The sequence below is a fragment of the Yersinia rohdei ATCC 43380 genome (assembly GCF_000173775.1).
Classification (GTDB): domain Bacteria; phylum Pseudomonadota; class Gammaproteobacteria; order Enterobacterales; family Enterobacteriaceae; genus Yersinia; species Yersinia rohdei.
Genome location: NZ_ACCD01000004.1, coordinates 154,914 through 177,954 on the forward strand (window position 1 = coordinate 154,914; position 23,041 = coordinate 177,954).

Genomic DNA, 23,041 nt, shown 5'->3' on the forward strand with positions numbered 1-23,041 from the left:
CAGTCCCCTTAAGACTGCAAGACGTCTGCCAGGCGTTCAAGACGACCGCGAACGCTGCCATCTATCACCATATCGCCTGCACGTATTACTACGCCGGCCATTACAGACTTATCGATTTTGCAATTCAGCTTAACTTTGCGTGACAGACGTTTTTCCATCGCAGCGGCAATTTTAGCCAGCTGTTCGTCGTTAAGTGCACTCGCAGAGGACACTTCAACGTCGACGGTAGACTCCAGTGAGGCACGCAGTTGAATAAACTGCTGTAACACCTCAGGAAGAACCAGTAAACGGCCATTCTCCGCCATAACTCGAATGAAGTTCTGTGCGGGTTCATCGAGCTGATCACCACAGACTGCAATAAACGTCGTAGACATTGTTTCTGGTGCTACAGCACCGGAAAGCAATTCAGCCATTTGTTCATTGCGAGTCACTTGGGCAGTAAACGCCAGCATATCCTGCCAACGATCAACTGCCTGGTGCTCAACAGCAAAGTCAAAAGCTGCTTTGGCGTAGGGGCGAGCTACAGTTACAAATTCAGACATCAGCCCCTCCCTCCTTACAGTTCAGCGACCAGTTTATCAACGATGTCGCTGTTAGCAGCTTCATCCACGGAACGTTCGATGATCTTCTCGGCGCCAGCTATAGCCAACATCGCGACTTGCTTACGCAACTCTTCACGAGCACGCTTACGTTCGGCGTCGATCTCTGCCTGCGCTTGCGCCACGATTTTGTTACGTTCCTGTTCAGCTTCAGCTTTAGCTTCATCAAGGATTTGAGCTTTGCGTTTACTTGCTTGCTCAATAATCACTTGTGCTTCTGCTTTGGCCTTCTTCAGTTGGTCGGTCGCATTGGCTTGCGCTAAGTCCAAATCTTTTTTGGCACGTTCTGCAGAAGAAAGACCGTCAGCAATTTCTTTTTGACGCTTCTCGATGGCTGCCATAATTGGCGGCCATACATACTTCATGCAAAACAGGACAAACAGGACAAACGCGATGGCCTGGCCGAGGATTGTTGCGTTAAGATTCACAGCACAATGCCTCTTTAAAAGTTAATAGTTTGGTGTAGTCCACAGTAGAGAAAACTCTACTTACGCGACAGCAAACATCACGTACAGACCCAGACCAACAGCGATCATAGGGATGGCGTCAACCAGACCCATGACGATAAAGAACTGTGTACGCAGCAGAGGAATCAGGTCAGGCTGACGTGCAGCGCCTTCCAAAAATTTACCACCCAGGATGCCGATACCGATCGCAGCACCGATTGCCGCTAAACCCATCATTATAGCGGCAGCCATGTACAGCAGATCCATATTCAGGTTTTCCATGACAGTCTCCAGTTTATTTCAGTTAAAACGCAGTAGTGTTATAAGAAAATCAGTGCTCTTCGGATGCCATCGACAGATAGACAATCGTCAGAACCATGAAGATAAAGGCTTGTAACGTAATAATCAGTATGTGGAAGATAGCCCAAGGTAAACTGAGCATCCACTGTGACCACCACGGCAACAGACCCGCAATAAGGATGAAGATCAACTCACCCGCATACATGTTGCCGAACAGTCGCAGACCGAGTGAAACCGGTTTGGACAGCAGGCTGACACCTTCCAGAATTAAGTTAACTGGAATAAATATCGGGTGATTGAACGGCTGCATCGTTAATTCTTTTACGAAGCCGCCTACACCTTTCATTTTAATGCTATAGAACAGGATCAGGATGAAAACACCTAATGCCATGGACAAGGTAATGCTCACATCAGCAGTAGGTACCACGCGCAGTGCAGGTAACCCAAAGACATGCTCACCGATGTAAGGCAGTAAATCGATTGGCAGCAAGTCCATCATGTTCATCAATAGAACCCAAACAAACACGGTCAGGCCTAATGGTGCGATGACTTTACTTTTGCCGTGGTACATATCCTTCACGCTGCTATCGACAAAACCGATAATTAACTCAACGGCAGTCTGCAATTTGCCGGGCACGCCACTGGTGGCGTTGGCTGCAACTTTGCGGAACACAAGCAGAAAAGCTAACCCCAGCACGACAGAGAAGAACAAAGAGTCAATGTTCAACGTCCAGAACGTCGCAGGGCCAGGTGAGTGGGGATTGACCAACTCAAAGGTACGCAGGTCCAGCTGAAGGTTATTCAGATGGTGGCCTATGTAGTCCCTTGGAGTAGAGATTTCTCCTGATGCAGACATGATGCCTCTTACCCTTTTTTAGTTAAATACGATAACTGTTAAGTACGGTAGCCGCTCATCACGGCCGGTGCCAATATCTGCACAATCAGCACCGATAAATAGGTTAAACCGAGTGGCGCAAACGCTGCTTTAAACAGCCCTAATGCTACAATCAGCAAAATTATCGTCACGATAACTTTTAACCCTTCGCCAATGGCAAACGACCACGCAACACGACCTGGAGCAGCTGTTTTTGCCTGATGGCGGCAAGCAAACAACATAAACATGGCGCTGGGCAACCACGCTGCCAACCCCCCTGCCAGAGCAGAAACACTCCATTCCAGGCTTTTAAAACCAAAAGCAGCACTGAGAACAACAAAAGTCATTAACTGCAACAACAGCAACTTTCGTGCAATTTTCCCACTGTAAAGGGATACAGACATGACGTTTGTTCTCTCCGAACCACACTAAGGGTATGCTGAGTGAGGTATAAAACTGCCTTTTACCCCATTGAGTCAAGCAGCAAAAAACGAGCAAATTATACGGCCCACTCAAACGAATTCAATCGATAAGTAGCGAAAAGGTGAACAATTATTTAAATTTTCTTATTTCGGGCTATTTTCGCAAGAAAAGGCTCGGAATAAAGCGCTAGTTTATTTGTCTGACGATTCCAAACTTTATCAATAAAGCGTGGAACTGATCACATAACTAAAAACTAATTGATTTATATCCTATAAGGCTTTGCTTTGTCTTTAACGAAAAGAGCCATTAAAAGTTTTATAAATCATAACATTAAAATTAAAACCATTATCAAACAACTTAGCTACTTAGTAAAAACGTCCCATTGACATTTCAAATAATAATTCCGCAACAGTTCGGATACATCAGAAGAGCAATGTTCCGAGCAGAATAATGTCAAAAGTAACTATTGGGCCAATTTCAATACGGTAATTTCATTAATCACAGCTGATTTTGTAAACAATACGTGAAATATAATCAACATACTCGATAGACAGCGAATAAATACTCATCAGTTTGAAAAACACTAAATTAAGATAAATACCTTTGCTTCGACGGATAATTTATTACATTTTTTTGATAAATAGCAAAGTTAGTTTGACTTAAGAATAACCAAATGGCGTTCACCATCCAACTCAGGTACTTGCAACCGGACAACTGATTCAAGAATCACACCTTCAGGAAGTATAGCTAATTCATCATCAGGTCTTACACCTTTCAGTGCATAAAAACGCCCTTCTGGCTTGGCTGGCAAATGGTGGCACCAAGACAGCATATCTTGTAAAGAGGCAAATGCACGGCTTATTACGCCATCAAATGGGGGTTCTGCGACGAAGTCCTCAACACGGCTTTGTACCGGCTCAATGTTGTTTAACCCCAATTCATGCTGCACCTGGCGCAGAAAACGAATACGTTTACCTAAGCTATCGAGCAAAGTGAAATGTGCATCAGGGCGAACAATAGCCAATGGTATCCCTGGAAGCCCAGGCCCCGTGCCAACATCAATAAACCGGCTGCCTTGCAAGTGAGGATTCACCACAATACTGTCCAGAATATGTCGAACCAGCATTTGAAGCGGGTCACGAACAGACGTCAGATTATAAGCTTTGTTCCACTTATGAAGCAGTTCCACATAGCCTATCAACTGATGTTTTTGTTGATCGGGTAAGGTAATTTCTGCCGCATTTAGCAGGGAATCTAATTTTTTTAGCACCACAATATCCTCTGACCGAAACATGTTCTGTCAGCATGTAAAAGGCCGATAACCGAAATGATAATCTAACTTAATAGCGAGTTATGGCTTGAGAAAAGCAGAACTTGCCCGGCTGCTAATCTCTTGGCAGCACAGGCAAATTGTGACTTGTTAGGCACTGCGGCGCAACAAACCTTGTTTTTTCAGCCAAACCAACAAAATAGAAATTGCCGCAGGCGTAATACCTGAAATTCGTGAGGCCTGCCCGATCGAGCTAGGTTTGTGGTCATTCAATTTAGCAATAACTTCATTTGATAAACCTGATACCTGACGATAATCAAGATCAGCAGGCAGTGCGGTATTCTCATTGCGAAGCTGCTTTTCAATTTCTTCCTGCTGACGGGCGATATAACCTTCATATTTAACCTGAATTTCAACTTGATCAGCAGCTTGCGGATCAGTGAGTGCTGGGCCAAACGAAGGTAAGGCAGTCAACAAGCGATAATCAATTTCTGGGCGACGCAATAACTCTTCGCCATTGGCTTCTTTCGATAATGGCGCTTTTAGCAATCCATTGATTTCTGAAACATTTTCAGAGTGAGGATGCACCCAGATATCACGTAGACGCTGGCGTTCTTTTTCGATTTGTTCAATTTTCTGACTAAAATGAGCCCAGCGAGCATCATCAACCAGCCCTAATTTACGGCCCATTTCAGTCAAACGCAGATCCGCATTATCTTCACGCAGCATCAAACGATATTCTGCTCGAGAGGTAAACATGCGGTACGGTTCTTTGGTTCCCAGGGTGCTTAAATCGTCCACCAGCACGCCAAGGTAAGCTTCATCACGGCGAGGTGACCATCCATCTTCATCATTGGCAAAACGGCCCGCATTGAGGCCGGCAAGCAGCCCTTGGGCCGCAGCTTCTTCATAGCCGGTGGTGCCATTGATTTGTCCAGCGAAGAACAAGCCGTGGATATATTTGCTTTCCAACGTCGGTTTTAAATCACGTGGATCAAAGAAATCATACTCGATGGCATAACCTGGGCGAATAATTCGTGCATTTTCAAGTCCTTTCATTGAACGGACTATTTGCATCTGTACATCGAAAGGCAAACTGGTAGAAATACCGTTCGGATAGATCTCGTTACTGGTCAAGCCTTCTGGTTCAAGGAAGATCTGATGTGAATTACGATCAGCAAAGCGCATGACTTTGTCTTCGATCGATGGGCAGTAACGCGGCCCGATCCCTTCAATGATCCCCGCATACATCGGGCTGCGATCCAAATTATTGCGGATCACTTCATGAGTTTTCTCATTGGTGTAGGTGATATGACATGCCATTTGCTCAGGATGCTGCGAGGCATTGCCAAGGAAAGAGAATACCGGGATCGGAGTATCACCTAACTGAGGTGCCAATTGGCTGAAATCGATGGTGCGCGCATCAAGACGAGGCGGAGTGCCGGTTTTGAGGCGATTAACACGTAGCGGCAGCTCACGCAGACGCTGTGACAATGAGATTGATGGCGGATCACCGGCACGCCCACCACTGTAATTCTCAAGGCCAATATGAATTTTTCCATCAAGGAAAGTACCGACGGTTAATACCACGGCTTTAGCCCGGAATTTTAGGCCCATTTTAGTAACCGCACCTACCACCTTGTCATTCTCAACGATGAGATCTTCAACAGGTTGTTGGAAGATCATGAGATTAGGTTGGTTTTCTAATGCGGTACGTACTGCCAGACGATACAGAACACGGTCGGCTTGGGCACGAGTTGCTCTGACCGCAGGGCCTTTGCTGGCGTTTAGTATCCTAAACTGGATACCGGCTTTGTCTGTTGCCATTGCCATCAGGCCGCCCAGAGCATCGATCTCTTTTACCAAATGCCCCTTACCGATACCGCCAATCGCTGGGTTACAAGACATTTGTCCCAGTGTGTCGATATTGTGCGTCAGCAATAAGGTCTGACGTCCCATGCGTGCCGCTGCCATTGCAGCTTCCGTGCCGGCATGGCCACCACCAATGATGATGACGTCAAATTGATCTGGATAAAACATGGTACTGCACCTCGCCGTTATGCGAATTTCTGTGTTTGCCCTGGGGTGGGGGATTCTACTCAAGTTTAGACGATCGACCAAGCGGCTTAGGATCGCCCTTAATTAAAAGAAGATCTTTTTATTTAAAGATCTCTTTATTAGATCTCTTATTAGGATCATGATCCTCTGTGGATAAGTGATTATTCACATTTAAGATCATGCAATTAAGGAGGATCATTTGCTGTGTATGATCGGTGATCCTATTGCGTATAAGCTGGGATCTAAATGGCATGTTATGCACAGGCCCTTTGAGTCACTAAGGTTGTTATGTGGATATGTACTGCTTGTACCCTGCTTTTAAGCATACTTATACACATTCGTTCGCTTGATCTTTGAACAAATCAGAGCAAATTAATCCAATTTTTAACCCAAACCTCTGCCGGATCTTCAGGAATTTCATGTTGGATGACATCAATTTCTAAAATATCCCCCAAACGTTTGGCTCCCTGAGCGACCAATTTTTGATCCAGTTGTCTTACTGCACCGCAAAAAGTGTCGTATTCAGAACTTCCCAAACCGACGGCACCGAAACTGAGTTGAGAGAGATCCGGTTGCTGTTGTTCTATTTGTTCTAATAATGGTTGAAGATTGTCTGGTAGATCACCGGCACCGTGGGTAGAAGTGACAATTAGCCACAAACCGTCCAACTGGAGCTCATTTAATTCCGGGCCATGCAATGTTTCTGTAGAGAAACCCGCTTCTTCTAATTTCTCAGCCAAATGTTCAGCAACATACTCAGCACTGCCAAGTGTGCTACCACTGATCAAGGTAATGTCAGCCATAAAGAACCCAACCAAAGTAATGAGGCGGTATTGTACGCTGTGAATCAGCTGGGATCTACCTGTGGATAATGTGGGTATAGTTTTTTAATGCTTAAGGCACGATGGTACGCATTATGGGGTTTTGCAGGGAAATGAGTGTCTCTGTTGACTGGATCTCATCAATGGTCTGGATCTTGTTGATAAGTACCTGCTGGAGTGCATCTATTGATTTACACATGACTTTAATAAAGATGCTGTAATGGCCGGTGGTGTAATAGGCTTCGACAACTTCTTCTAAACTCTCCAGTTTTTTCAGTGCTGAAGGGTAGTCTTTGGCACTTTTCAAAATAATGCCGATAAAGCAGCACACGTCATAGCCCAGCTTTTTGGGATTAACATGAACACAAGCTGCGGTGATGATTCCTGCCTGACGCATTTTCTCTACACGGACATGAATAGTGCCAGGGCTGACACCAAAGTTTTTGGCCAATTCTGCATAAGGCGTACGCGCATTTTCCATTAACGCGTTTAGGATGCCGCGATCGAGATTATCGATTTGATAAATTTCATTCATATTAAACCCCTTTTTTTGATGATTATCTAATTATAGAGCTATAAAAATGAATGATTAAAAGTGAAATGGCAATATTGTTTGTTGGATATTGAATTTAACCCTCATTCTGTTGCTTAATCGATGACAAGCCAAACGGCATACGACTATTTAAAACTAACAATGATGAGCTTTCACCCGCATCAACGAATTGAGAAAACGGCAATGAAAAAACAATTTATCCAAAAACAACAACAAATCAGCTTCGTAAAATCATTCTTTTCACGTCAATTAGAACAGCAATTGGGTCTAATTGAAGTGCAAGCCCCTATCCTGAGCCGTGTTGGTGATGGTACTCAAGATAACCTTTCAGGTTCTGAGAAAGCGGTTCAGGTGAAAGTGAAATCATTGCCAGATGCAACTTTTGAAGTGGTTCACTCGCTAGCTAAATGGAAACGTAAGACATTGGGCCGCTTTGATTTTGGTGCAGACCAAGGGATTTACACCCATATGAAAGCATTGCGCCCTGATGAAGATCGCCTGAGTGCTATTCATTCTGTGTATGTTGATCAGTGGGATTGGGAACGCGTCATGGGTGACGGCGAACGTAACCTGGCTTACCTGAAATCCACTGTTAACAAAATTTATACCGCCATTAAAGAAACAGAAGCTGCAATCAGCGCTGAATTTGGTGTGAAGCCTTTCCTGCCAGACCATATTCAATTTATCCACAGTGAAAGTCTGCGCGCCCGCTTCCCTGATTTGGATGCTAAAGGCCGTGAACGCGCTATCGCCAAAGAGCTGGGAGCAGTATTCCTGATTGGTATTGGTGGCAAATTGGCTGATGGCCAATCTCATGATGTTCGTGCGCCGGATTATGATGACTGGACGTCGCCGTGTGCTGAAGGTTTTGCTGGCTTGAACGGCGACATTATTGTTTGGAACCCTGTGTTGGAAGATGCTTTTGAAATCTCATCTATGGGGATCCGCGTGGATGCAGAGGCGCTAAAACGCCAACTGGCTCTGACTGCTGATGAAGATCGTCTGAAACTGGAATGGCACCAATCACTGCTGAAGGGCGAAATGCCACAAACCATTGGTGGTGGTATTGGTCAATCCCGTTTGGTGATGCTATTGCTGCAACAACAACATATTGGTCAGGTGCAATGTGGTGTTTGGGGCCCAGAGGTTAGCGAGCAAGTCGCAGGTTTACTGTAAAATTTAGCCTAAAAATTAGACGGCTGACAACGTTGATTGAAAGGGAAATGTGCTGAATAGGATTCTCTTTATTTAAAATAAGCTCTGACTGATTCAGAACTGAAAATATCACTTTGTCATCAAGCTCATAAATGACTATTTACTCACCCGCTAGTGCTCTTTAGCCCTAGCGGGTTTTTCATCTATGCTTAGGAGGAGTATAAATATATTAATGTAACAATATGCAAGGTTGTTGAAGTTATGGCTATTTTTCATCCAATTAAACACTATTTACACGCCCGCCCAAGATTACTTTTCTCAGCTGGTGCTGGGTTTGCCGCTTATTTTCTGCTGCCGTCACATGAAACAGTCTTATTACGCTTGATGTTGAGTTGGAATGTTTCTGCCTGGCTCTATTTGCTGTTTCTATGGCTACAGTTATTACGCACTGATCCGAAACAAATCAGCAAAATAGCTCGGGTACAAGATGAAAGTGCCACTATGGTGCTGACACTGGTTAGCACGGCGTGTCTGGCCAGTATTCTGGTTATTTTATTTGAATTGAGTACCGCCAATCAGCTAAAGGATTCAACCAAAGCATTTCATTTAATCTTGACCTGCCTGACCCTGTTGGTTTCGTGGCTATTATTACCCACGGCTTTTACCATGCATTATGCCCACCTGTTTTATATGCCGCGTGAGGAAAAAAATACGGAGTTACCGCTCCTCTTCCCGAAAGAGATAACCACCCCTACTTATTGGGATTTCCTTTATTTCTCATTCACTATTGGAGTGGCATCACAAACCGCAGATGTGGCTACCGGCACGTCAGATATTCGCCGTGTAGTGCTGTTGCAGTCGGTATTATCTTTTGTTTTCAATATGACAATATTGGGGCTGTCAATTAACGTGGGGGCTGGGCTACTGAACTAAAAAGTATTAGCGCTTCCAGCGGCGCATTAAGCGGCTTTTTAAACCGGTATCAAAGCGCCAGATATGATCAAAAATACGCATGATACCGGGCTTGCCATAAGCTGACATCGCCACGGCATGGAATCGATGTTGATGGGCTTGCTGCTGGATTTTAATCTTCCTGATTAATTCTTCCGGTAAGCGCTGGGCGATGAAATCTGAAATTATCACGGCGTCGGCGTCATACCATGCGCTCTCTTCCATTTTGCTTAAAGTGCGGGTTAAACAGGCGGCCAGGTCGGTGCCACCATGAAAATGTTGGCTGAGAAAACGGACTGCCTGCTCAATACCACTGGCTGCGGAGAGCTCGTAGTGAATGATTTCTGTTGCAAATAGCATGATGTAACAGCGGCGGTTATCCGCCAGCGCAATGCGGAGCAATGCTAAACAAAATGCTTTGGCGCATTGCTCGTTGAACCCGCCCATTGAGCCGGAGGTATCAACACAAACAATGAATGGGCCACGGGGATGTTCGTCATGACTTTTAAGACTAATAGGGCGTTGTAAGGTTTTTTCCTGCCAGTCATCACCTTGTAAGCGGTAAGTAAGCAAGCGGCGCTCGAGTAAACGGCGATAAAACTCAAACTCCAGTTCACTCATCCCCAGCATAACCAGCTCAGTCGGCAGTAATCGCAGAATATCATTGCTCTGATGAATGCCACTGACCTCCTCCGGCACGGTGTCAGGTTGGCGCACCATTAGGGTGTAAGGTTCAAAGCGGGCATCTGGGGTGGGTTGTGCTTTGGCGCTACGGCTGCGGCCCAGCTGTTCGGCTAATTGCTGCAATTCCGGCTGTTGTTGCAGAAAATCGCCATATTGCAGCAGCAATTGATAATCCCCACGTTGTAAATGCCCTTGAGTCATATCCCAAAGCCGACCCGCAGCCCCATCATTAGTGGCCATAATGGGCTCCAATGCACCACTGAGCGCTAATCGCTGCTGTAATTCGGCTAAAAGTTGCTCTCGTTCTTGTTCCAGTAGCTGATGATGAATAGTAATGGTTTGCAGAGTCAGGCTGATACGCCAGCGCTGTAAAAAGAGGGTTTGAAAACTGTCACTAGTGGGCGGGTTTTTGTCTAACTCTGCAGTTTGTAACAATGTTTTTGCTTGCACGGCAAAAGGGGAATGTAATTGTTGCAGCTGCGCCACAATCTCGGGCAGGTGCGCATAAAAGGCAGGGCTATTCTCCGATAGGCTCTGTTGATATAAGTAAAATTCATTAGCCAGACCGGCAGGAACTTTGGCCTCTTGAATACGTTGCTGTAAATTTTGCTTCCAGCCGGGAATATCTTTCATCAGCGCCCGTTTAATGCGCGGGAATTTTTCAAACAACAGCGCAAGCTGTGGGGATGCCAGTAATCCCACCACCATTTCTTCGATAAGCTCACTTTCACTGATTGAAAGCAGTAAGTCCAATGTTGCCAGGCTGAGCATCTGTTAGTGTCCGCGCAGTTTTTGCTGAAGCTGTTTCAATTGCTCCGCAACGTGTAACAAACTGGCTTCTATTTTTGCCAACCAAGAGGATGGCGTGAACAAGCAAGGCTGGTGTTGGCTGAATAATCGGCGTTGTTCGGCCAGGCTATTTTCCAATTCCGCCAGTTCCACCAGCAACTCCGGGGGCACGCTGGTGGTGGAAGCTCCGGGCTGCGACAGTATTGACGGCTGGCGACTCGCATCCAGCACCGTGATGTGCAATTGTTCATCAATTTCTGCATCTATGGATTGAGCATAACCCACTCCATTTAATTTCGCGCGCAGCCCCCCGCCCTTATTCACCCATTGCGCTAGCGCCTCTTTCTCTATTTGCAAATGATTGACCTGAATATCATGCAAAATAAGGGTTTTTTGCAGCAATAATGTCAGTGTGTTGCCGGTCAATGTCTCTGACAGAGCATATTGTGGTTTGCGGCTGAACATACTGCTTTGTTTGGTCAGTGTCAGTGCCTGATGGTCACTTTGTTGCTGCTGGTGCTGTAACCATTGGCTATTGATATGTTGCAGCTTCATTAATAGGTTTTGCTGCTGATATCCCTGCTCGGTTAACAGCTGCTCTAATTGGTGCTGTAACAACTTTAGCGAGCTCAGGTCATGCCACAGGCAATCTTTCAGTAAGATTAAATCAATTGGCGTGATTTCAGTGCGATCACTGAAAAATGCACTGGCTTGCAGCAGGCGCATGGCTTTTTTCCAACGCCGGTCAGAGACATAGGGCGCTTGTTCTTGGGAACTAAGCCTTTGGCGTAACTGAAAAATAAGCTCAAAGCAGTGTTCCGGCAGGGCAATTTTATCAATCAAGGGTTGCCACTGATAAAATTCTTCATCATTGATACTGAGATTTTCGGCCACTGGATTATGATTTTCATCTTGTCGGCTAACCAGTAATGAGCGGAAATTCTGTTTTTCCTGTACGCGATCCAGCCATAGGCGGATGAGCATCCGGTCGTAAAGTGCTTCAAGACTGCTGTCTGCATCCGGCAACTCGTTAGAGGCTGTCACGAGCAAACGCATTGGGATACTGTCTTCCCTATCACCATTACGAAAACGTCGTTCATTAATGGCGGTCAGTAAGGTATTCAGGATTGCCGGGCCGGCTTTCCAAATTTCATCCAGAAAGACGATTTCAGATTCGGGCAGGTAACCCGCAGTCATGCGCTGATAGCGGCCTTCTTCTTTCAACGCCTGAATAGAAAGTGGGCCAAACACTTCTTCAGGAGTAGAAAAACGGGTCATCAGATACTCAAACGCCCGGGCATTACGAAAGGCAAATTTTAAGCGGCGGGCAATCAGGCTTTTGGCAATTCCCGGCGGGCCGAGCAGGAACACACTCTCGCCACTGAGGGCCGCCAGTAAACACAAACGAATAGCTTCCTGTCTTTCATACAGACCACTTTCAAGAGCACTGCTCAAGCGGGAGATTCTTTCAGCTAATTGTGATGATTGCGCCATAATTGCTCTATATGTTTCGTTAGTTGATTGATTTTTACCTGATTACAGGGAATAAATCCTCTTTTTTATTGTGGTTTTGTATGTGTTCCTTAATGAGCTAGTGTGTTGATTCATAAAATTTTTATGTCATTTATTATGGGGGGATGGCCCATTTCCGCACTTTTCGCCACTGGATTTAGAGTAGCAATCTATTGATATCGTGCATACTGTGCGCCTTTTGGTGGCACGTAGCGGCTCTTAAACGCACACATCAGCTTATGGATGTTCTAGCAAAAAGAAATCAATTATGAGCACAGAACATAAACAGTCTTTATCGGCGGTAACCCTGGCAGCAATAGGGGTGGTTTACGGTGATATAGGTACCAGCCCACTCTATACCTTGCGAGAGTGCTTTTCTGGTCACTATGGTTTTGATGTCCGCCCAGATGTGGTATTTGGTTTTTTATCGCTGATTTTCTGGATGTTAATCCTGATTGTCTCGGTGAAATATCTGACCTATGTCATGCGAGCGGATAACGCCGGTGAAGGGGGGATTTTAACCTTAATGTCTTTGGCGGGGCGCAATACGTCTTCCAAAGCCACCTCAATTTTGGTTATTTTGGGGCTAATTGGCGGCAGTTTCTTTTATGGTGAGGTGGTTATCACCCCCGCTATATCGGTAATGTCGGCTATTGAAGGGTTGGAAATTGCGGCCCCAGCATTGGATCCCTATATTGTTCCCTGCTCTATTGCGGTATTAACCCTGCTGTTTATTATTCAAAAACACGGCACAGGTAGCGTCGGCAAATTATTTGCTCCGGTGATGTTGGTGTGGTTCCTGACATTAGCGCTGTTGGGCCTGCGCAGTATTATCGACAATCCAGAAGTTCTGGCTGCACTGAATCCTAAATGGGCCATCAGCTTCTTCGCCGAATATAAATCTGTTTCATTCTTTGCCCTTGGTGCCGTGGTGCTGGCTATTACTGGGGTAGAGGCGCTCTATGCCGATATGGGGCATTTTGGTAAATTTCCTATTCGATTGGCATGGTTTACAGTGGTTTTGCCCTCATTAGTGCTGAACTATTTTGGCCAGGGCGCGCTATTACTGAAAAATCCAGAAGCCATCAAAAACCCCTTCTTCCTGTTAGCGCCTGATTGGGCATTAATTCCGCTATTAATACTGGCGACATTGGCGACAGTTATTGCCTCACAAGCTGTCATCTCGGGGGTATTTTCACTGACCCGGCAGGCGGTTCGTCTTGGTTATTTACCGCCAATGCGGATTATTCATACGTCAGAAATGGAGTCCGGTCAGATATATATCCCGGTAATTAACTGGACTTTATATCTGGCCGTTGTCTTGGTGATTGTCGGCTTTGAACGTTCCAGTAATTTGGCCGCCGCGTATGGGATTGCCGTAACCGGTACTATGGTGATAACCAGTATCCTGTTCTGTGTAGTGGCACTGAAAAACTGGCATTGGAATCGCGCTTTTGTTGGCTGCCTGCTGGTGGTGTTGTTAATTATTGATATCCCGATGTTTTCTGCCAATGCCCTGAAATTGTTCTCCGGCGGTTGGTTGCCGTTGTCTCTTGGCTTAGTGATGTTTATCATCATGACCACCTGGAAGAGCGAGCGCTTCAGTTTGCTGCGGCGTATGCATGAACACGGTAATTCACTGGAAGCTATGATTGCTTCACTGGAAAAATCCCCACCGGTGCGGGTAACAGGGACTGCGGTGTATATGTCGCGGGCGATGAATGTCATTCCTTTTGCCTTGCTGCATAACCTTAAACATAACAAAGTCTTGCATGATCGCGTGGTCTTACTGACATTGCGTACCGAAGACGCGCCTTATGTTCATAATGTTAAGCGGGTGACTATCGAGCAGCTTTCTCCTACCTTCTGGCGGGTGGTGGCCAGTTATGGTTGGCGAGAAACGCCAAATGTGGAAGAAATTTTCCATCGCTGCGGTTTGGAAGGTTTGCCCTGCCAGATGATGGAAACTTCGTTCTTTATGTCCCACGAGTCGCTGATTCTAACCAAGCGCCCGTGGTATCTGTTCCTGCGTGGCAAGCTGTTTATTGCACTTAGTCGTAATGCGCTGCGCGCAGCTGACCAGTTTGAGATCCCGCCTAACCGGGTGATTGAGTTAGGGACGCAAGTCGAAATCTAATCTGCAAGGCCGTTAAATATAACGGCCTTTTTTTTACCTGTTTGGCACAACTCTTCTTATTTTTCACCTCTTCAGCGAAACGTTTCGATGGCGATCACAATTCTATTATTTTGGGTTTGCCTTCTGCTGCCATTTTTCTAAACTCAGTATCAGCGAAACGTTTCGCTGTTGGAGTAGAAAATGAAAAAAGGTGCATTACTGAATTCTGATATTTCCACTGTTATCTCTCGCCTGGGTCATACCGATCAGATTGTGATAGGTGATGCGGGGCTGCCGATACCGGCAACCACCACGCGTATCGACTTGGCACTGACACGAGGCGTTCCTGGGTTTCTCCAGGTTCTCGAGGTGGTAACGCAAGAAATGCAGGTTGAGAGTGCTTATCTTGCTCAGGAAATTATAAAAAATAATCCGCAACTCCATGAAACGTTACTCGCCCAACTAACACAACTTGAGCAACACCAGGGAAACCAAATTGCTTTGCACTACATCAGCCATGAGGCTTTTAAAGAGCAAACAAAACAAAGCCGGGCAGTGATTCGTAGCGGGGAATGTTCCCCCTTTGCTAACATCATTCTCTGTTCCGGCGTAACTTTCTGAGGCATTTATGCAACCTTTGCTGCAACTGAAAGGGATTGATAAAGCCTTTCCCGGCGTCAAAGCACTCTCCGGTGCGGCGCTGAGTGTCTATCCTGGCAGGGTGATGGCACTGGTAGGCGAAAATGGGGCCGGAAAATCGACCATGATGAAAGTGCTGACGGGCATCTATGCTAAAGATGCCGGCAGTCAGCATTTCTTGGGTAAAGAAGTAGTGTTTAATGGCCCTAAAGACTCGCAAGAAGCGGGAATTGGCATTATTCATCAGGAACTTAACCTAATTCCGCAGTTAACCATCGCAGAAAACATCTTTCTAGGTCGTGAGTTTGTTAATCGTTTTGGCGGCATCGACTGGAAAAAAATGTATGCCGAAGCCGATTTACTGTTAGCTCGTCTGAATATTAGCTACAGCAGCCATCGGCTGGTGGGCGAGCTTTCTATTGGTGATCAGCAAATGGTGGAAATCGCCAAAGTGCTGAGCTTTGAATCCAAAGTTATCATAATGGATGAGCCGACAGATGCGCTGACTGATACTGAAACAGCCTCTTTATTTAGTGTTATTAAAGAGTTGAAAGCGCAAGGCCGCGGTATTGTTTATATCTCCCATCGGCTAAAAGAAATCTTTGAAATTTGCGATGACGTCACGGTATTCCGTGATGGGCAGTTTATTGCAGAAAAACCGGTAAGCAGCCTGACTGAAAACTCACTGATTGAGATGATGGTTGGCCGTAAGCTGGAAGAACAATATCCGCGACTGAATTTACCTCGTGGTGAAAAACGTTTAGAAGTCAAACAGCTGTGTGGCCCCGGTGTGAAAAACGTCAGTTTCACCCTCCATAAAGGCGAGATCCTGGGGGTTGCGGGCTTGATGGGCGCGGGGCGTACTGAGCTGATGAAAATCATCTATGGCGCTCTGCCGCGTAAATCCGGTTTTGTCATGCTGGATGGGCGCGAAGTGGTGACTCACACCCCACAAGATGGTTTGGCAAATGGCATTGTTTATATTTCCGAAGATCGTAAACGCGATGGCTTAGTGCTCGGGATGTCAGTTAAAGAGAATATGTCTTTGACTGCATTGCGTTATTTCAGTCGGAGCGGCGGTTCACTCAAGCATGCTGATGAGAAACTGGCCGTGGCGGATTTCATTCGTCTGTTTAATATCAAAACGCCTTCTATGGAACAACCTATAGGTTTGTTATCCGGCGGGAATCAACAAAAAGTGGCTATCGCTCGCGGTTTAATGACCCGGCCCAAAGTGTTAATTCTTGATGAGCCGACTCGCGGTGTGGACGTCGGGGCCAAAAAAGAAATCTACCAGTTAATTAACCAATTCAAGCAAGAAGGGCTGAGCATCATTTTGGTTTCCTCAGAAATGCCGGAAGTGTTGGGCATGAGTGACCGGATTATCGTGATGCATGAAGGCCAGCTAAGCGGTGAGTTCTCTATTGAACAAGCTACCCAAGAAGTATTGATGGCAGCCGCCGTCGGTAAGAGTGACTTATTTATCAATAATAGCTCGGTAAGTAATGGTGCGCAGAGCAGGAGTAATCAGATATGAGTTCCCAAGCTATCCAGACAAAACGCTGGTTCAGTAAAGAATGGTTATTAGAACAAAAATCACTGATTGCGCTGCTGGTGCTGATTGCTGTGGTTTCGTCACTAAGCCCAAACTTTTTCACCCTTAATAACCTGTTTAACATTCTTCAACAGACCTCGGTCAACGCCATCATGGCTGTCGGCATGACTCTGGTTATCCTGACCTCGGGTATTGATTTGTCGGTTGGGTCATTATTGGCACTGACCGGCGCGGTTGCGGCCTCGATTGTCGGCCTGGAAGTCAACGCACTGGTGGCTGTTGGTGCGGCATTGGCATTGGGGGCGTTTGTCGGCGGCATTACCGGGGTCATTGTCGCGAAAGGTAAAGTGCAGGCCTTTATTGCCACACTGGTCATGATGCTGTTATTGCGCGGTGTCACCATGGTGTACACCAATGGTAGCCCGGTAAATACCGGTTTTACTGAAGTGGCAGACACCTTTGGCTGGTTTGGTATTGGCCGCCCATTGGGTGTCCCGACCCCTATCTGGTTGATGGCTATTGTCTTTATTGCTGCCTGGTACATGTTGCACCACACACGTCTGGGCCGTTATATCTATGCGCTGGGTGGGAATGAGTCCGCAACTCGACTCTCTGGTATCAGCGTCGATAGAGTTAAAATTATTGTTTATTCGCTTTGTGGATTGTTAGCGGCACTGGCTGGGATTATTGAAGTTGCCCGTTTGTCGTCAGCACAACCTACTGCCGGTACTGGCTATGAACTGGATGCTATCGCTGCGGTAGTGCTGGGGGGAACCAGTCTTGCTGGAGGTAAAGGGCGGATTGTCGGCACCTTGATTGGTGCATTAATTCTCGGTTTTCTAAATAACGGTTTGAATTTATTGGGTGTTTCCTCTTACTACCAAATGATCGTCAAAGCAGTGGTTATCCTGCTAGCGGTGCTGGTAGACAATAAAAAGCAGTAGGTTATTTGTCAGCGACAATAACACCTACAAAATTAACGATGCTATCTCCCTACAGGAATTGCGACCATGAAAATGAAGAAACTGGCTACATTGATCTCTGTTGTTGCATTGAGCGCGACAGTAAGTGCTAACGCATTGGCGAAAGACACTATTGCGCTGGTAGTTTCCACTCTGAATAACCCGTTCTTTGTTTCAATGAAAGACGGCGCGCAAAAAGAAGCGGATAAACTGGGCTACAACTTGGTGATCTTAGATTCGCAAAACAACCCAGCCAAAGAACTGGCTAACGTGCAGGATTTAACGGTACGTGGTACTAAATTGCTGCTGATTAACCCAACTGACTCTGATGCAGTGGGCAACGCGGTTAAAATGGCCAATCAGGCAAATATTCCCGTCATTACTCTCGACCGTTTGGCTAACGCCGGCACCGTGGTAAGCCACGTGGCATCTGATAACCGTTTCGGCGGTAAAATGGCCGGTGATTTCATTGCGAAGAAAGTCGGTACTGATGCCAAAGTGATTCAGTTAGAAGGGATTGCCGGTGCCTCTGCTGCTCGTGAACGTGGTGAAGGCTTTAAGCAGTCAATGGATAAAAACAAATTCCAGTTGCTGGCAAGCCAACCTGCTGACTTTGACCGCACTAAAGGTTTAAACGTCATGCAGAACCTGCTGACCGCACATCCTGATGTCCAGGCGGTATTTGCTCAGAATGACGAAATGGCTCTGGGTGCACTGCGCGCCTTGCAGACTGCGGGCAAAACTGATGTGTTAGTGGTAGGTTTTGATGGCACAGACGACGGTATCAAAGCGGTTGAAGGCGGCAAAATGGGCGCAACTATCGCTCAACGCCCTGACCAAATTGGTGTTATTGGTGTACAAACCGCAGATAAAGTATTGAAAGGCGAAAAAGTACAGGCGGTTATCCCCGTCGATCTGAAGTTAGTGACTAAGTAATAACGTCATTCGTTAAATCAAGGTTATTCAATAAACCCAAGGTAATTGGCGTTGCAGGTGGGCCGCTAGTGAACTTATCCCGATGAACTTGCACAAGTGAGTGATGCGGGTTAATGAGAATAGCGAACCCCCTGCCACTTCAAGTACAAAGGAATAAAGACGATGGAAACAGGTAAATTAGTGGTCTTGGGCAGTATCAATGCCGACCATATTCTGAATATTGAACAGTTTCCTCGCCCAGGCGAAACGGTGATCGGGAAGCAGTATAAAGTTGCTTTCGGTGGCAAGGGCGCTAATCAGGCGGTTGCTGCTGGCCGTAGTGGGGCGAAAATCGCGTTTATTGCTTGTGTGGGTGAAGATGATATTGGTGACCGGGTGCGCCGGCAGTTAGCCTGCGATAATATCGACACCGCGCCAATAGAAGCTATAGCCGGCACTACGACCGGAGTGGCACTGATTTTTGTTAATGCTGAAGGCGAGAATGTGATTGGTATTGATGCGGGGGCTAACTCGGCAGTCACACCGGCATATCTTGGCCGCTATCAACAGCAAGTTATCGATGCAGATGCATTATTGATGCAACTGGAATCACCATTAGAGACAGTTATCGCCGCCGCTAAACTGGCAAAACAGCATCAAACTCAGGTTATCCTTAACCCTGCACCGGCCCGTGAACTGCCCGATGAGCTGTTAATGCTGGTGGATATGATAACCCCGAATGAAACAGAAGCTGAGCGCTTAACCGGTATTCATATTGAGCAGGATGATGACGCAGTTAAAGCCGCGCAAATTCTGCATGATAAAGGTATTGCGACAGTCATTATTACCTTAGGCAGCCGTGGTGTTTGGCTTAGTGAGCGGGGCCAAGGTAAGTTGGTGGCAGGATTCAAAGTTAATGCAGTGGATACCATAGCTGCCGGTGATACATTCAATGGCGCATTACTAACCGCGTTGTTAGAAGGGCAGCCGATGGATGTCGCCGTCCGTTTTGCTCATGCAGCTGCCGCTATCGCGGTGACTCGCACTGGTGCACAACCGTCCATTCCTTGGCGGGCCGAGATCGACAGTTTCTTACAAGACCGGGTATAACTTTGGCCACCATGAAAGATGTCGCCCGTTTAGCGGGCGTATCAACATCTACCGTCTCACATGTGATTAATAAAAACCGTTTTGTTAGCGAACCTATCCGCGACAAAGTGCAAGCTGTAATCAAGCAACTCAATTATGCCCCTTCTGCGCTGGCGCGGAGTTTAAAACTCAATCAAACCCGGACTATCGGCATGCTGGTCACCGCCAGCAGTAACCCATTCTATGCCGAGGTCGTTCGTGGTGTGGAGCGCAGTTGTTATGAGCGCGGTTACAGTTTGATTTTGTGTAATACCGAGGGCGACATCGACCGCATGAGCCGCAGCATTGAAACCTTGATGCAAAAACGGGTCGATGGTTTATTACTGATGTGCACCGAAAGCCACCGCCCATCACAAGATATTTTGCGTTGTTATCCTTCAGTGCCGATCATTATGATGGACTGGGCGCCCTTCGAGGGGGTCAATGATGTTATTCAGGATAACTCATTATTTGGCGGTGAAATGGCAACTTCATTTTTGATTGCCAGAGGTTATACCCGAATCGCCTGTATTGCTGGCCCGCAAGATAAAACACCGGCCAAAGAACGTTTGGAAGGATTCCGCCAGGCAATGGATCGGGCCGGTTTACCGGTACTTCCGGGGTTTGAAGTTGCCAGTGACTTTGAATTTAGCGGCGGCTTAGTTGCTATGAAACAGTTGCTTGCGTTGCCGGAACCGCCAGAAGCCGTCTTTACCAGTAACGATGCTATGGCTGTTGGGGTTTATCAGGCTTTGCATCAGGCTGGGTTATCAATCCCACAAGATATGGCGGTCATAGGTTACGATGATATTGAAATCGCACAATATATGACGCCACCTCTGACAACTATCCATCAGCCAAAAGATGAGCTTGGTGAACTTGCCATTGATACACTTATTCATCGGCTAAATAACCCGGAAGCGGCACCCCAAGTGCTGATCCTCACTCCCGAGTTGATAGAACGTGGGTCAGTTGCCCGCCGTTAAGCCTCACTCTCTGCGGGCTGCGTGATTTTTTTTACATTGCGGCCCCGAATTAGATTATCGCCATCTGTGGGTTTGAGTAATAAGAAGACCGCAGAGGAGAACACGGTCACCACCCCCATGGTAATAAAGGTGTAATGGAAGTGATCGACATTATCACCAAAGGATAACCCATCATAAAACCGCAAAACTGCCGCACTGATAGCAATGCCAAAGCTAATGGCCAACTGCTGAGTTACCGCCAAAACACTGTTACCCGAACTGGCATTGCCATCAGTTAAGTCCGCCAGCGTAATGGTGTTCATCGAGGTAAACTGTGTCGACATTGCCATACCTAAGACAAAAAGTGGCAATATCATCAGCCAAGGCGACATCCCCGGTGACTGCAATGCAAACAAGGCAATCAGCACACCAATAATAACCGTCACCCCCACTAACACTTTTCGGTAGCCCAACGAACGTAATAGCTGAGTCACTCCGGATTTTGCCATCATCGAACCAATAGCTGTTGGTGCCATCATGCAACCGGCAATTATGGCTGAATAACCAAACCCGACCTGCAACATCAAAGGTATCAGGAAAGGCACGCAACCCGTGCCCAGACGTGAAGCAACATTACCGGCAATCCCGACCGAGAAGGTTCGAGTCTTAAATAGCGGTAAACCAATCAATGGGTTTGGGTGGCCTTTTGCATGCAATATATAGAAGATCAGCATTGATAATCCCCCGGCCAAACAAATGATAGGCAGATAATCTGCAATATCGGGCCGCCCCATAATTTCCAGACTCACGGATATCAGCACTAAACTGCTACCAAATAGCAGGAAACCGAGAATATCAAATGTGCGCTTAGGCATGGTGAAGTCCGGCATATATTTGCGGGCGAAAAAGATACCCAACAAGCCGATAGGAATATTAAGGATAAAAATCCAGTGCCATGTAGCATAGGTCACCAGTAGGCCACCAAGCAGCGGCCCGATGACTGGCCCAATTAATCCTGGAATAGTGACAAAATTTAAGACGGGTAATAATTCACTGCGTGGATAAGCGCGGATAAGTGCCAGCCTGGCCACCGGCATCATCATCGCGCCTCCAACACCTTGAATCACCCGGGAGGCGACTAAAAAATGCAGTGAATATGAAAGAGCGCACAGAAATGACCCTAGCGTAAATAATGACACCGCCAACATGAAAACCCGCCGGGTGCCAAAGCGATCTGCCAACCAACCACTGACGGGAATCAACATGGCCACCGTGAGGGTATAACTGATAATGGCAGATTGCATGGTCAGCGGTGAACGGTGAAGGCTTTCAGCTATTGATGGGAGTGCCGTATTCAGTATGGTGGCATCCAAAGCCTGCATAAAGAAAGCCATGGCGGCTATCCAAGGGAGGCCCGCCATGCTGCGTGCAGTTTTTTTCATTGTCCGTCCTGGTTATCTTTGGGGAAAAACCTTCTCTTCTATATATATAGATATAAATAACATCAAGCCGCTACTCATTATCGGTTAATAACACCTGACAGGCTAATAAAGCACCTTGACTGTCCCGAGCCAAAATCGTGTCGACAATATCTTGATGGTATTGCAGCTTAATCACCTCATCACCTGTAATCGCGCGAAAGTAACTGTGATAAACCGAACTGAACAAATTAGCAAAAGATGTCAGGAATGGATTGCCACTGGCTTCATAAATCAATTGATGAAACTGGGAATCAACTTGAATCCATTGTTCACGATTAAATTGCGTATGTAATGCGCGCATCTTATCCATTAAAGAGGCTAACAGTGCTCGCTGCTGCTCATTAGCATTGATAGCGGCCAGTGAACAGGCTTGAGGTTCGAGTGAGCGCCTTAAGATTAGGAAGTGCTGCATTACTTGATCGAAATTCTCCCTGTTCAACCACCAGGTCAATAATTCTTTATCAAGGTAATTCCAATTGGCTTGCGGCATAACCCGGGTACCAATCCGTGGGCGTGGTAATAACATCCCTTTTGCGGCAAGCATTTTTACCGCTTCGCGCACAGCAGTACGGCTGACACCAAATTGATCTCCCAACTCTATCTCACCAGGTAAGATGCTGCCGACCTCATATTCCCCAGCGAGAATGCGCTGACCAATCTTTTCAGCTAATAGGTATGAAAGATTGCGCTGGGCAGCTTGTTGTTGGGTATTTAGTTGCATGGTGTTTTATCCTATCTATCTTCTTATACTTCTATTTTACTCTACTGTTTAGCTCCGGTACTGAATGTTTAGCTTAATATTTGTTTAAATACTGTTCTTTTACCCCGTTTTTGCTGAAAAAAAG

General features: G+C 46.4%; 22 protein-coding genes. 9 read left to right on the forward strand and 13 right to left on the reverse strand.

All coding sequences use genetic code 11. The features are described from left to right. Positions 1 to 8: 8 nt before the first annotated feature. The 9 genes from atpH to asnC all read right to left on the reverse strand — a co-directional run bounded on the left by atpH (position 9) and on the right by asnC (position 7,326). Positions 9 to 542 (reverse strand): F0F1 ATP synthase subunit delta, encoded by a 534-nt coding sequence (gene atpH, locus YROHD0001_RS12495; RefSeq protein WP_004713915.1) that lies wholly within the window; start codon positions 540 to 542, stop codon positions 9 to 11. A gap of 14 nt (positions 543 to 556) precedes the next feature. Beyond that, positions 557 to 1,027, reverse strand: coding sequence for a F0F1 ATP synthase subunit B (gene atpF, locus YROHD0001_RS12490; protein ID WP_025380079.1), 471 nt, complete (start codon positions 1,025 to 1,027; stop codon positions 557 to 559). 60 nt (positions 1,028 to 1,087) lie between these two features. Then, positions 1,088 to 1,327, reverse strand: coding sequence for a F0F1 ATP synthase subunit C (gene atpE, locus YROHD0001_RS12485; protein ID WP_004393045.1), 240 nt, complete (start codon positions 1,325 to 1,327; stop codon positions 1,088 to 1,090). 49 nt (positions 1,328 to 1,376) lie between these two features. Then, positions 1,377 to 2,201 (reverse strand): F0F1 ATP synthase subunit A, encoded by an 825-nt coding sequence (atpB, locus tag YROHD0001_RS12480; protein ID WP_032816368.1) that lies wholly within the window; start codon positions 2,199 to 2,201, stop codon positions 1,377 to 1,379. A gap of 38 nt (positions 2,202 to 2,239) precedes the next feature. After that, a complete protein-coding gene (atpI, locus tag YROHD0001_RS12475) occupies positions 2,240 to 2,623 on the reverse strand; it encodes a F0F1 ATP synthase subunit I (protein ID WP_032816370.1) in 384 nt (127 codons plus the stop codon). Between the two features lie 668 nt (positions 2,624 to 3,291). Then, positions 3,292 to 3,912, reverse strand: coding sequence for a 16S rRNA (guanine(527)-N(7))-methyltransferase RsmG (rsmG, locus tag YROHD0001_RS12470; RefSeq protein WP_032816381.1), 621 nt, complete (start codon positions 3,910 to 3,912; stop codon positions 3,292 to 3,294). A 150-nt stretch (positions 3,913 to 4,062) separates the two neighbouring features. Then, on the reverse strand, positions 4,063 to 5,952 hold the full coding sequence (gene mnmG, locus YROHD0001_RS12465) for a tRNA uridine-5-carboxymethylaminomethyl(34) synthesis enzyme MnmG (protein ID WP_004713920.1): 1,890 nt from the start codon (positions 5,950 to 5,952) through the stop codon (positions 4,063 to 4,065). Between the two features lie 380 nt (positions 5,953 to 6,332). Then, a complete protein-coding gene (mioC, locus tag YROHD0001_RS12460) occupies positions 6,333 to 6,773 on the reverse strand; it encodes an FMN-binding protein MioC (RefSeq protein ID WP_004713921.1) in 441 nt (146 codons plus the stop codon). 91 nt (positions 6,774 to 6,864) lie between these two features. After that, positions 6,865 to 7,326 (reverse strand): transcriptional regulator AsnC, encoded by a 462-nt coding sequence (gene asnC, locus YROHD0001_RS12455; protein ID WP_004713922.1) that lies wholly within the window; start codon positions 7,324 to 7,326, stop codon positions 6,865 to 6,867. Positions 7,327 to 7,527: 201 nt separating this feature from the next. On the opposite strand from asnC, the gene asnA reads away from it, so the two are divergent. After that, positions 7,528 to 8,520 (forward strand): aspartate--ammonia ligase, encoded by a 993-nt coding sequence (gene asnA, locus YROHD0001_RS12450; protein WP_032816372.1) that lies wholly within the window; start codon positions 7,528 to 7,530, stop codon positions 8,518 to 8,520. Between the two features lie 240 nt (positions 8,521 to 8,760). Then, positions 8,761 to 9,432 carry a DUF1345 domain-containing protein gene (locus YROHD0001_RS12445; RefSeq protein ID WP_004713924.1) on the forward strand — a complete coding sequence of 224 codons (672 nt, stop codon included), beginning with the start codon at positions 8,761 to 8,763 and terminating at the stop codon, positions 9,430 to 9,432. A 6-nt stretch (positions 9,433 to 9,438) separates the two neighbouring features. On the opposite strand, the gene viaA is transcribed toward YROHD0001_RS12445, so the two are convergent. Continuing rightward, complete coding sequence (viaA, locus tag YROHD0001_RS12440; protein ID WP_004713925.1) at positions 9,439 to 10,905, reverse strand: ATPase RavA stimulator ViaA; 1,467 nt, start codon at positions 10,903 to 10,905, stop codon at positions 9,439 to 9,441. Between the two features lie 3 nt (positions 10,906 to 10,908). Then, complete coding sequence (ravA, locus tag YROHD0001_RS12435; protein WP_004713926.1) at positions 10,909 to 12,417, reverse strand: ATPase RavA; 1,509 nt, start codon at positions 12,415 to 12,417, stop codon at positions 10,909 to 10,911. Between the two features lie 286 nt (positions 12,418 to 12,703). Here ravA and kup point away from each other — a divergent pair, with 286 nt between their 5' ends. From kup to rbsR, 7 genes are all read left to right on the forward strand, one after another. Beyond that, the gene (kup, locus tag YROHD0001_RS12430) at positions 12,704 to 14,572 is read left to right on the forward strand and encodes a low affinity potassium transporter Kup (RefSeq protein WP_004713927.1); all 1,869 of its coding nucleotides are present in this window, start codon (positions 12,704 to 12,706) and stop codon (positions 14,570 to 14,572) included. Positions 14,573 to 14,752: 180 nt separating this feature from the next. Further along, positions 14,753 to 15,172 carry a D-ribose pyranase gene (gene rbsD, locus YROHD0001_RS12425; RefSeq protein WP_004713928.1) on the forward strand — a complete coding sequence of 140 codons (420 nt, stop codon included), beginning with the start codon at positions 14,753 to 14,755 and terminating at the stop codon, positions 15,170 to 15,172. A 7-nt stretch (positions 15,173 to 15,179) separates the two neighbouring features. Further along, the gene (gene rbsA, locus YROHD0001_RS12420) at positions 15,180 to 16,727 is read left to right on the forward strand and encodes a ribose ABC transporter ATP-binding protein RbsA (protein ID WP_004713929.1); all 1,548 of its coding nucleotides are present in this window, start codon (positions 15,180 to 15,182) and stop codon (positions 16,725 to 16,727) included. Further along, positions 16,724 to 17,689, forward strand: coding sequence for a ribose ABC transporter permease (gene rbsC, locus YROHD0001_RS12415; RefSeq protein ID WP_032816374.1), 966 nt, complete (start codon positions 16,724 to 16,726; stop codon positions 17,687 to 17,689). The genes rbsA and rbsC overlap by 4 nt, the downstream gene beginning before the upstream one ends. A 66-nt stretch (positions 17,690 to 17,755) precedes the next feature. Further along, a complete protein-coding gene (gene rbsB, locus YROHD0001_RS12410; protein WP_004713931.1) occupies positions 17,756 to 18,643 on the forward strand; it encodes a ribose ABC transporter substrate-binding protein RbsB in 888 nt (295 codons plus the stop codon). Between the two features lie 162 nt (positions 18,644 to 18,805). Next, positions 18,806 to 19,732 (forward strand): ribokinase, encoded by a 927-nt coding sequence (rbsK, locus tag YROHD0001_RS12405; protein ID WP_004713932.1) that lies wholly within the window; start codon positions 18,806 to 18,808, stop codon positions 19,730 to 19,732. A 2-nt stretch (positions 19,733 to 19,734) separates the two neighbouring features. Continuing rightward, positions 19,735 to 20,736 (forward strand): ribose operon transcriptional repressor RbsR, encoded by a 1,002-nt coding sequence (gene rbsR / locus YROHD0001_RS0117485; protein WP_032816376.1) that lies wholly within the window; start codon positions 19,735 to 19,737, stop codon positions 20,734 to 20,736. Here rbsR and mdtD read toward each other — a convergent pair. Continuing rightward, the gene (mdtD, locus tag YROHD0001_RS12400; protein WP_004713933.1) at positions 20,733 to 22,157 is read right to left on the reverse strand and encodes a multidrug transporter subunit MdtD; all 1,425 of its coding nucleotides are present in this window, start codon (positions 22,155 to 22,157) and stop codon (positions 20,733 to 20,735) included. The genes rbsR and mdtD overlap by 4 nt on opposite strands. A gap of 70 nt (positions 22,158 to 22,227) precedes the next feature. Further along, positions 22,228 to 22,917: a FadR/GntR family transcriptional regulator gene (locus YROHD0001_RS12395; protein WP_004713934.1), complete on the reverse strand. Its 690-nt coding sequence runs from the start codon at positions 22,915 to 22,917 to the stop codon at positions 22,228 to 22,230. Positions 22,918 to 23,041 lie beyond the last annotated feature (124 nt).

Excerpts from the sequence above, each read along its gene's own strand:
- atpH (WP_004713915.1), bottom strand. The coding sequence starts at position 542 with ATGTCTGAATTTGTAACTGTAGCTCGCCCCTACGCCAAAGCAGCTTTT.
- atpE (WP_004393045.1), bottom strand. The coding sequence starts at position 1,327 with ATGGAAAACCTGAATATGGATCTGCTGTACATGGCTGCCGCTATAATG.
- atpB (WP_032816368.1), bottom strand. The coding sequence starts at position 2,201 with ATGTCTGCATCAGGAGAAATCTCTACTCCAAGGGACTACATAGGCCAC.
- atpI (WP_032816370.1), bottom strand. The coding sequence starts at position 2,623 with ATGTCTGTATCCCTTTACAGTGGGAAAATTGCACGAAAGTTGCTGTTG.
- mnmG (WP_004713920.1), bottom strand. The coding sequence starts at position 5,952 with ATGTTTTATCCAGATCAATTTGACGTCATCATCATTGGTGGTGGCCAT.
- mioC (WP_004713921.1), bottom strand. The coding sequence starts at position 6,773 with ATGGCTGACATTACCTTGATCAGTGGTAGCACACTTGGCAGTGCTGAG.
- asnC (WP_004713922.1), bottom strand. The coding sequence starts at position 7,326 with ATGAATGAAATTTATCAAATCGATAATCTCGATCGCGGCATCCTAAAC.
- asnA (WP_032816372.1), top strand. The coding sequence starts at position 7,528 with ATGAAAAAACAATTTATCCAAAAACAACAACAAATCAGCTTCGTAAAA.
- YROHD0001_RS12445 (WP_004713924.1), top strand. The coding sequence starts at position 8,761 with ATGGCTATTTTTCATCCAATTAAACACTATTTACACGCCCGCCCAAGA.
- viaA (WP_004713925.1), bottom strand. The coding sequence starts at position 10,905 with ATGCTCAGCCTGGCAACATTGGACTTACTGCTTTCAATCAGTGAAAGT.
- ravA (WP_004713926.1), bottom strand. The coding sequence starts at position 12,417 with ATGGCGCAATCATCACAATTAGCTGAAAGAATCTCCCGCTTGAGCAGT.
- kup (WP_004713927.1), top strand. The coding sequence starts at position 12,704 with ATGAGCACAGAACATAAACAGTCTTTATCGGCGGTAACCCTGGCAGCA.
- rbsD (WP_004713928.1), top strand. The coding sequence starts at position 14,753 with ATGAAAAAAGGTGCATTACTGAATTCTGATATTTCCACTGTTATCTCT.
- rbsA (WP_004713929.1), top strand. The coding sequence starts at position 15,180 with ATGCAACCTTTGCTGCAACTGAAAGGGATTGATAAAGCCTTTCCCGGC.
- rbsC (WP_032816374.1), top strand. The coding sequence starts at position 16,724 with ATGAGTTCCCAAGCTATCCAGACAAAACGCTGGTTCAGTAAAGAATGG.
- rbsB (WP_004713931.1), top strand. The coding sequence starts at position 17,756 with ATGAAAATGAAGAAACTGGCTACATTGATCTCTGTTGTTGCATTGAGC.
- rbsK (WP_004713932.1), top strand. The coding sequence starts at position 18,806 with ATGGAAACAGGTAAATTAGTGGTCTTGGGCAGTATCAATGCCGACCAT.
- mdtD (WP_004713933.1), bottom strand. The coding sequence starts at position 22,157 with ATGAAAAAAACTGCACGCAGCATGGCGGGCCTCCCTTGGATAGCCGCC.
- YROHD0001_RS12395 (WP_004713934.1), bottom strand. The coding sequence starts at position 22,917 with ATGCAACTAAATACCCAACAACAAGCTGCCCAGCGCAATCTTTCATAC.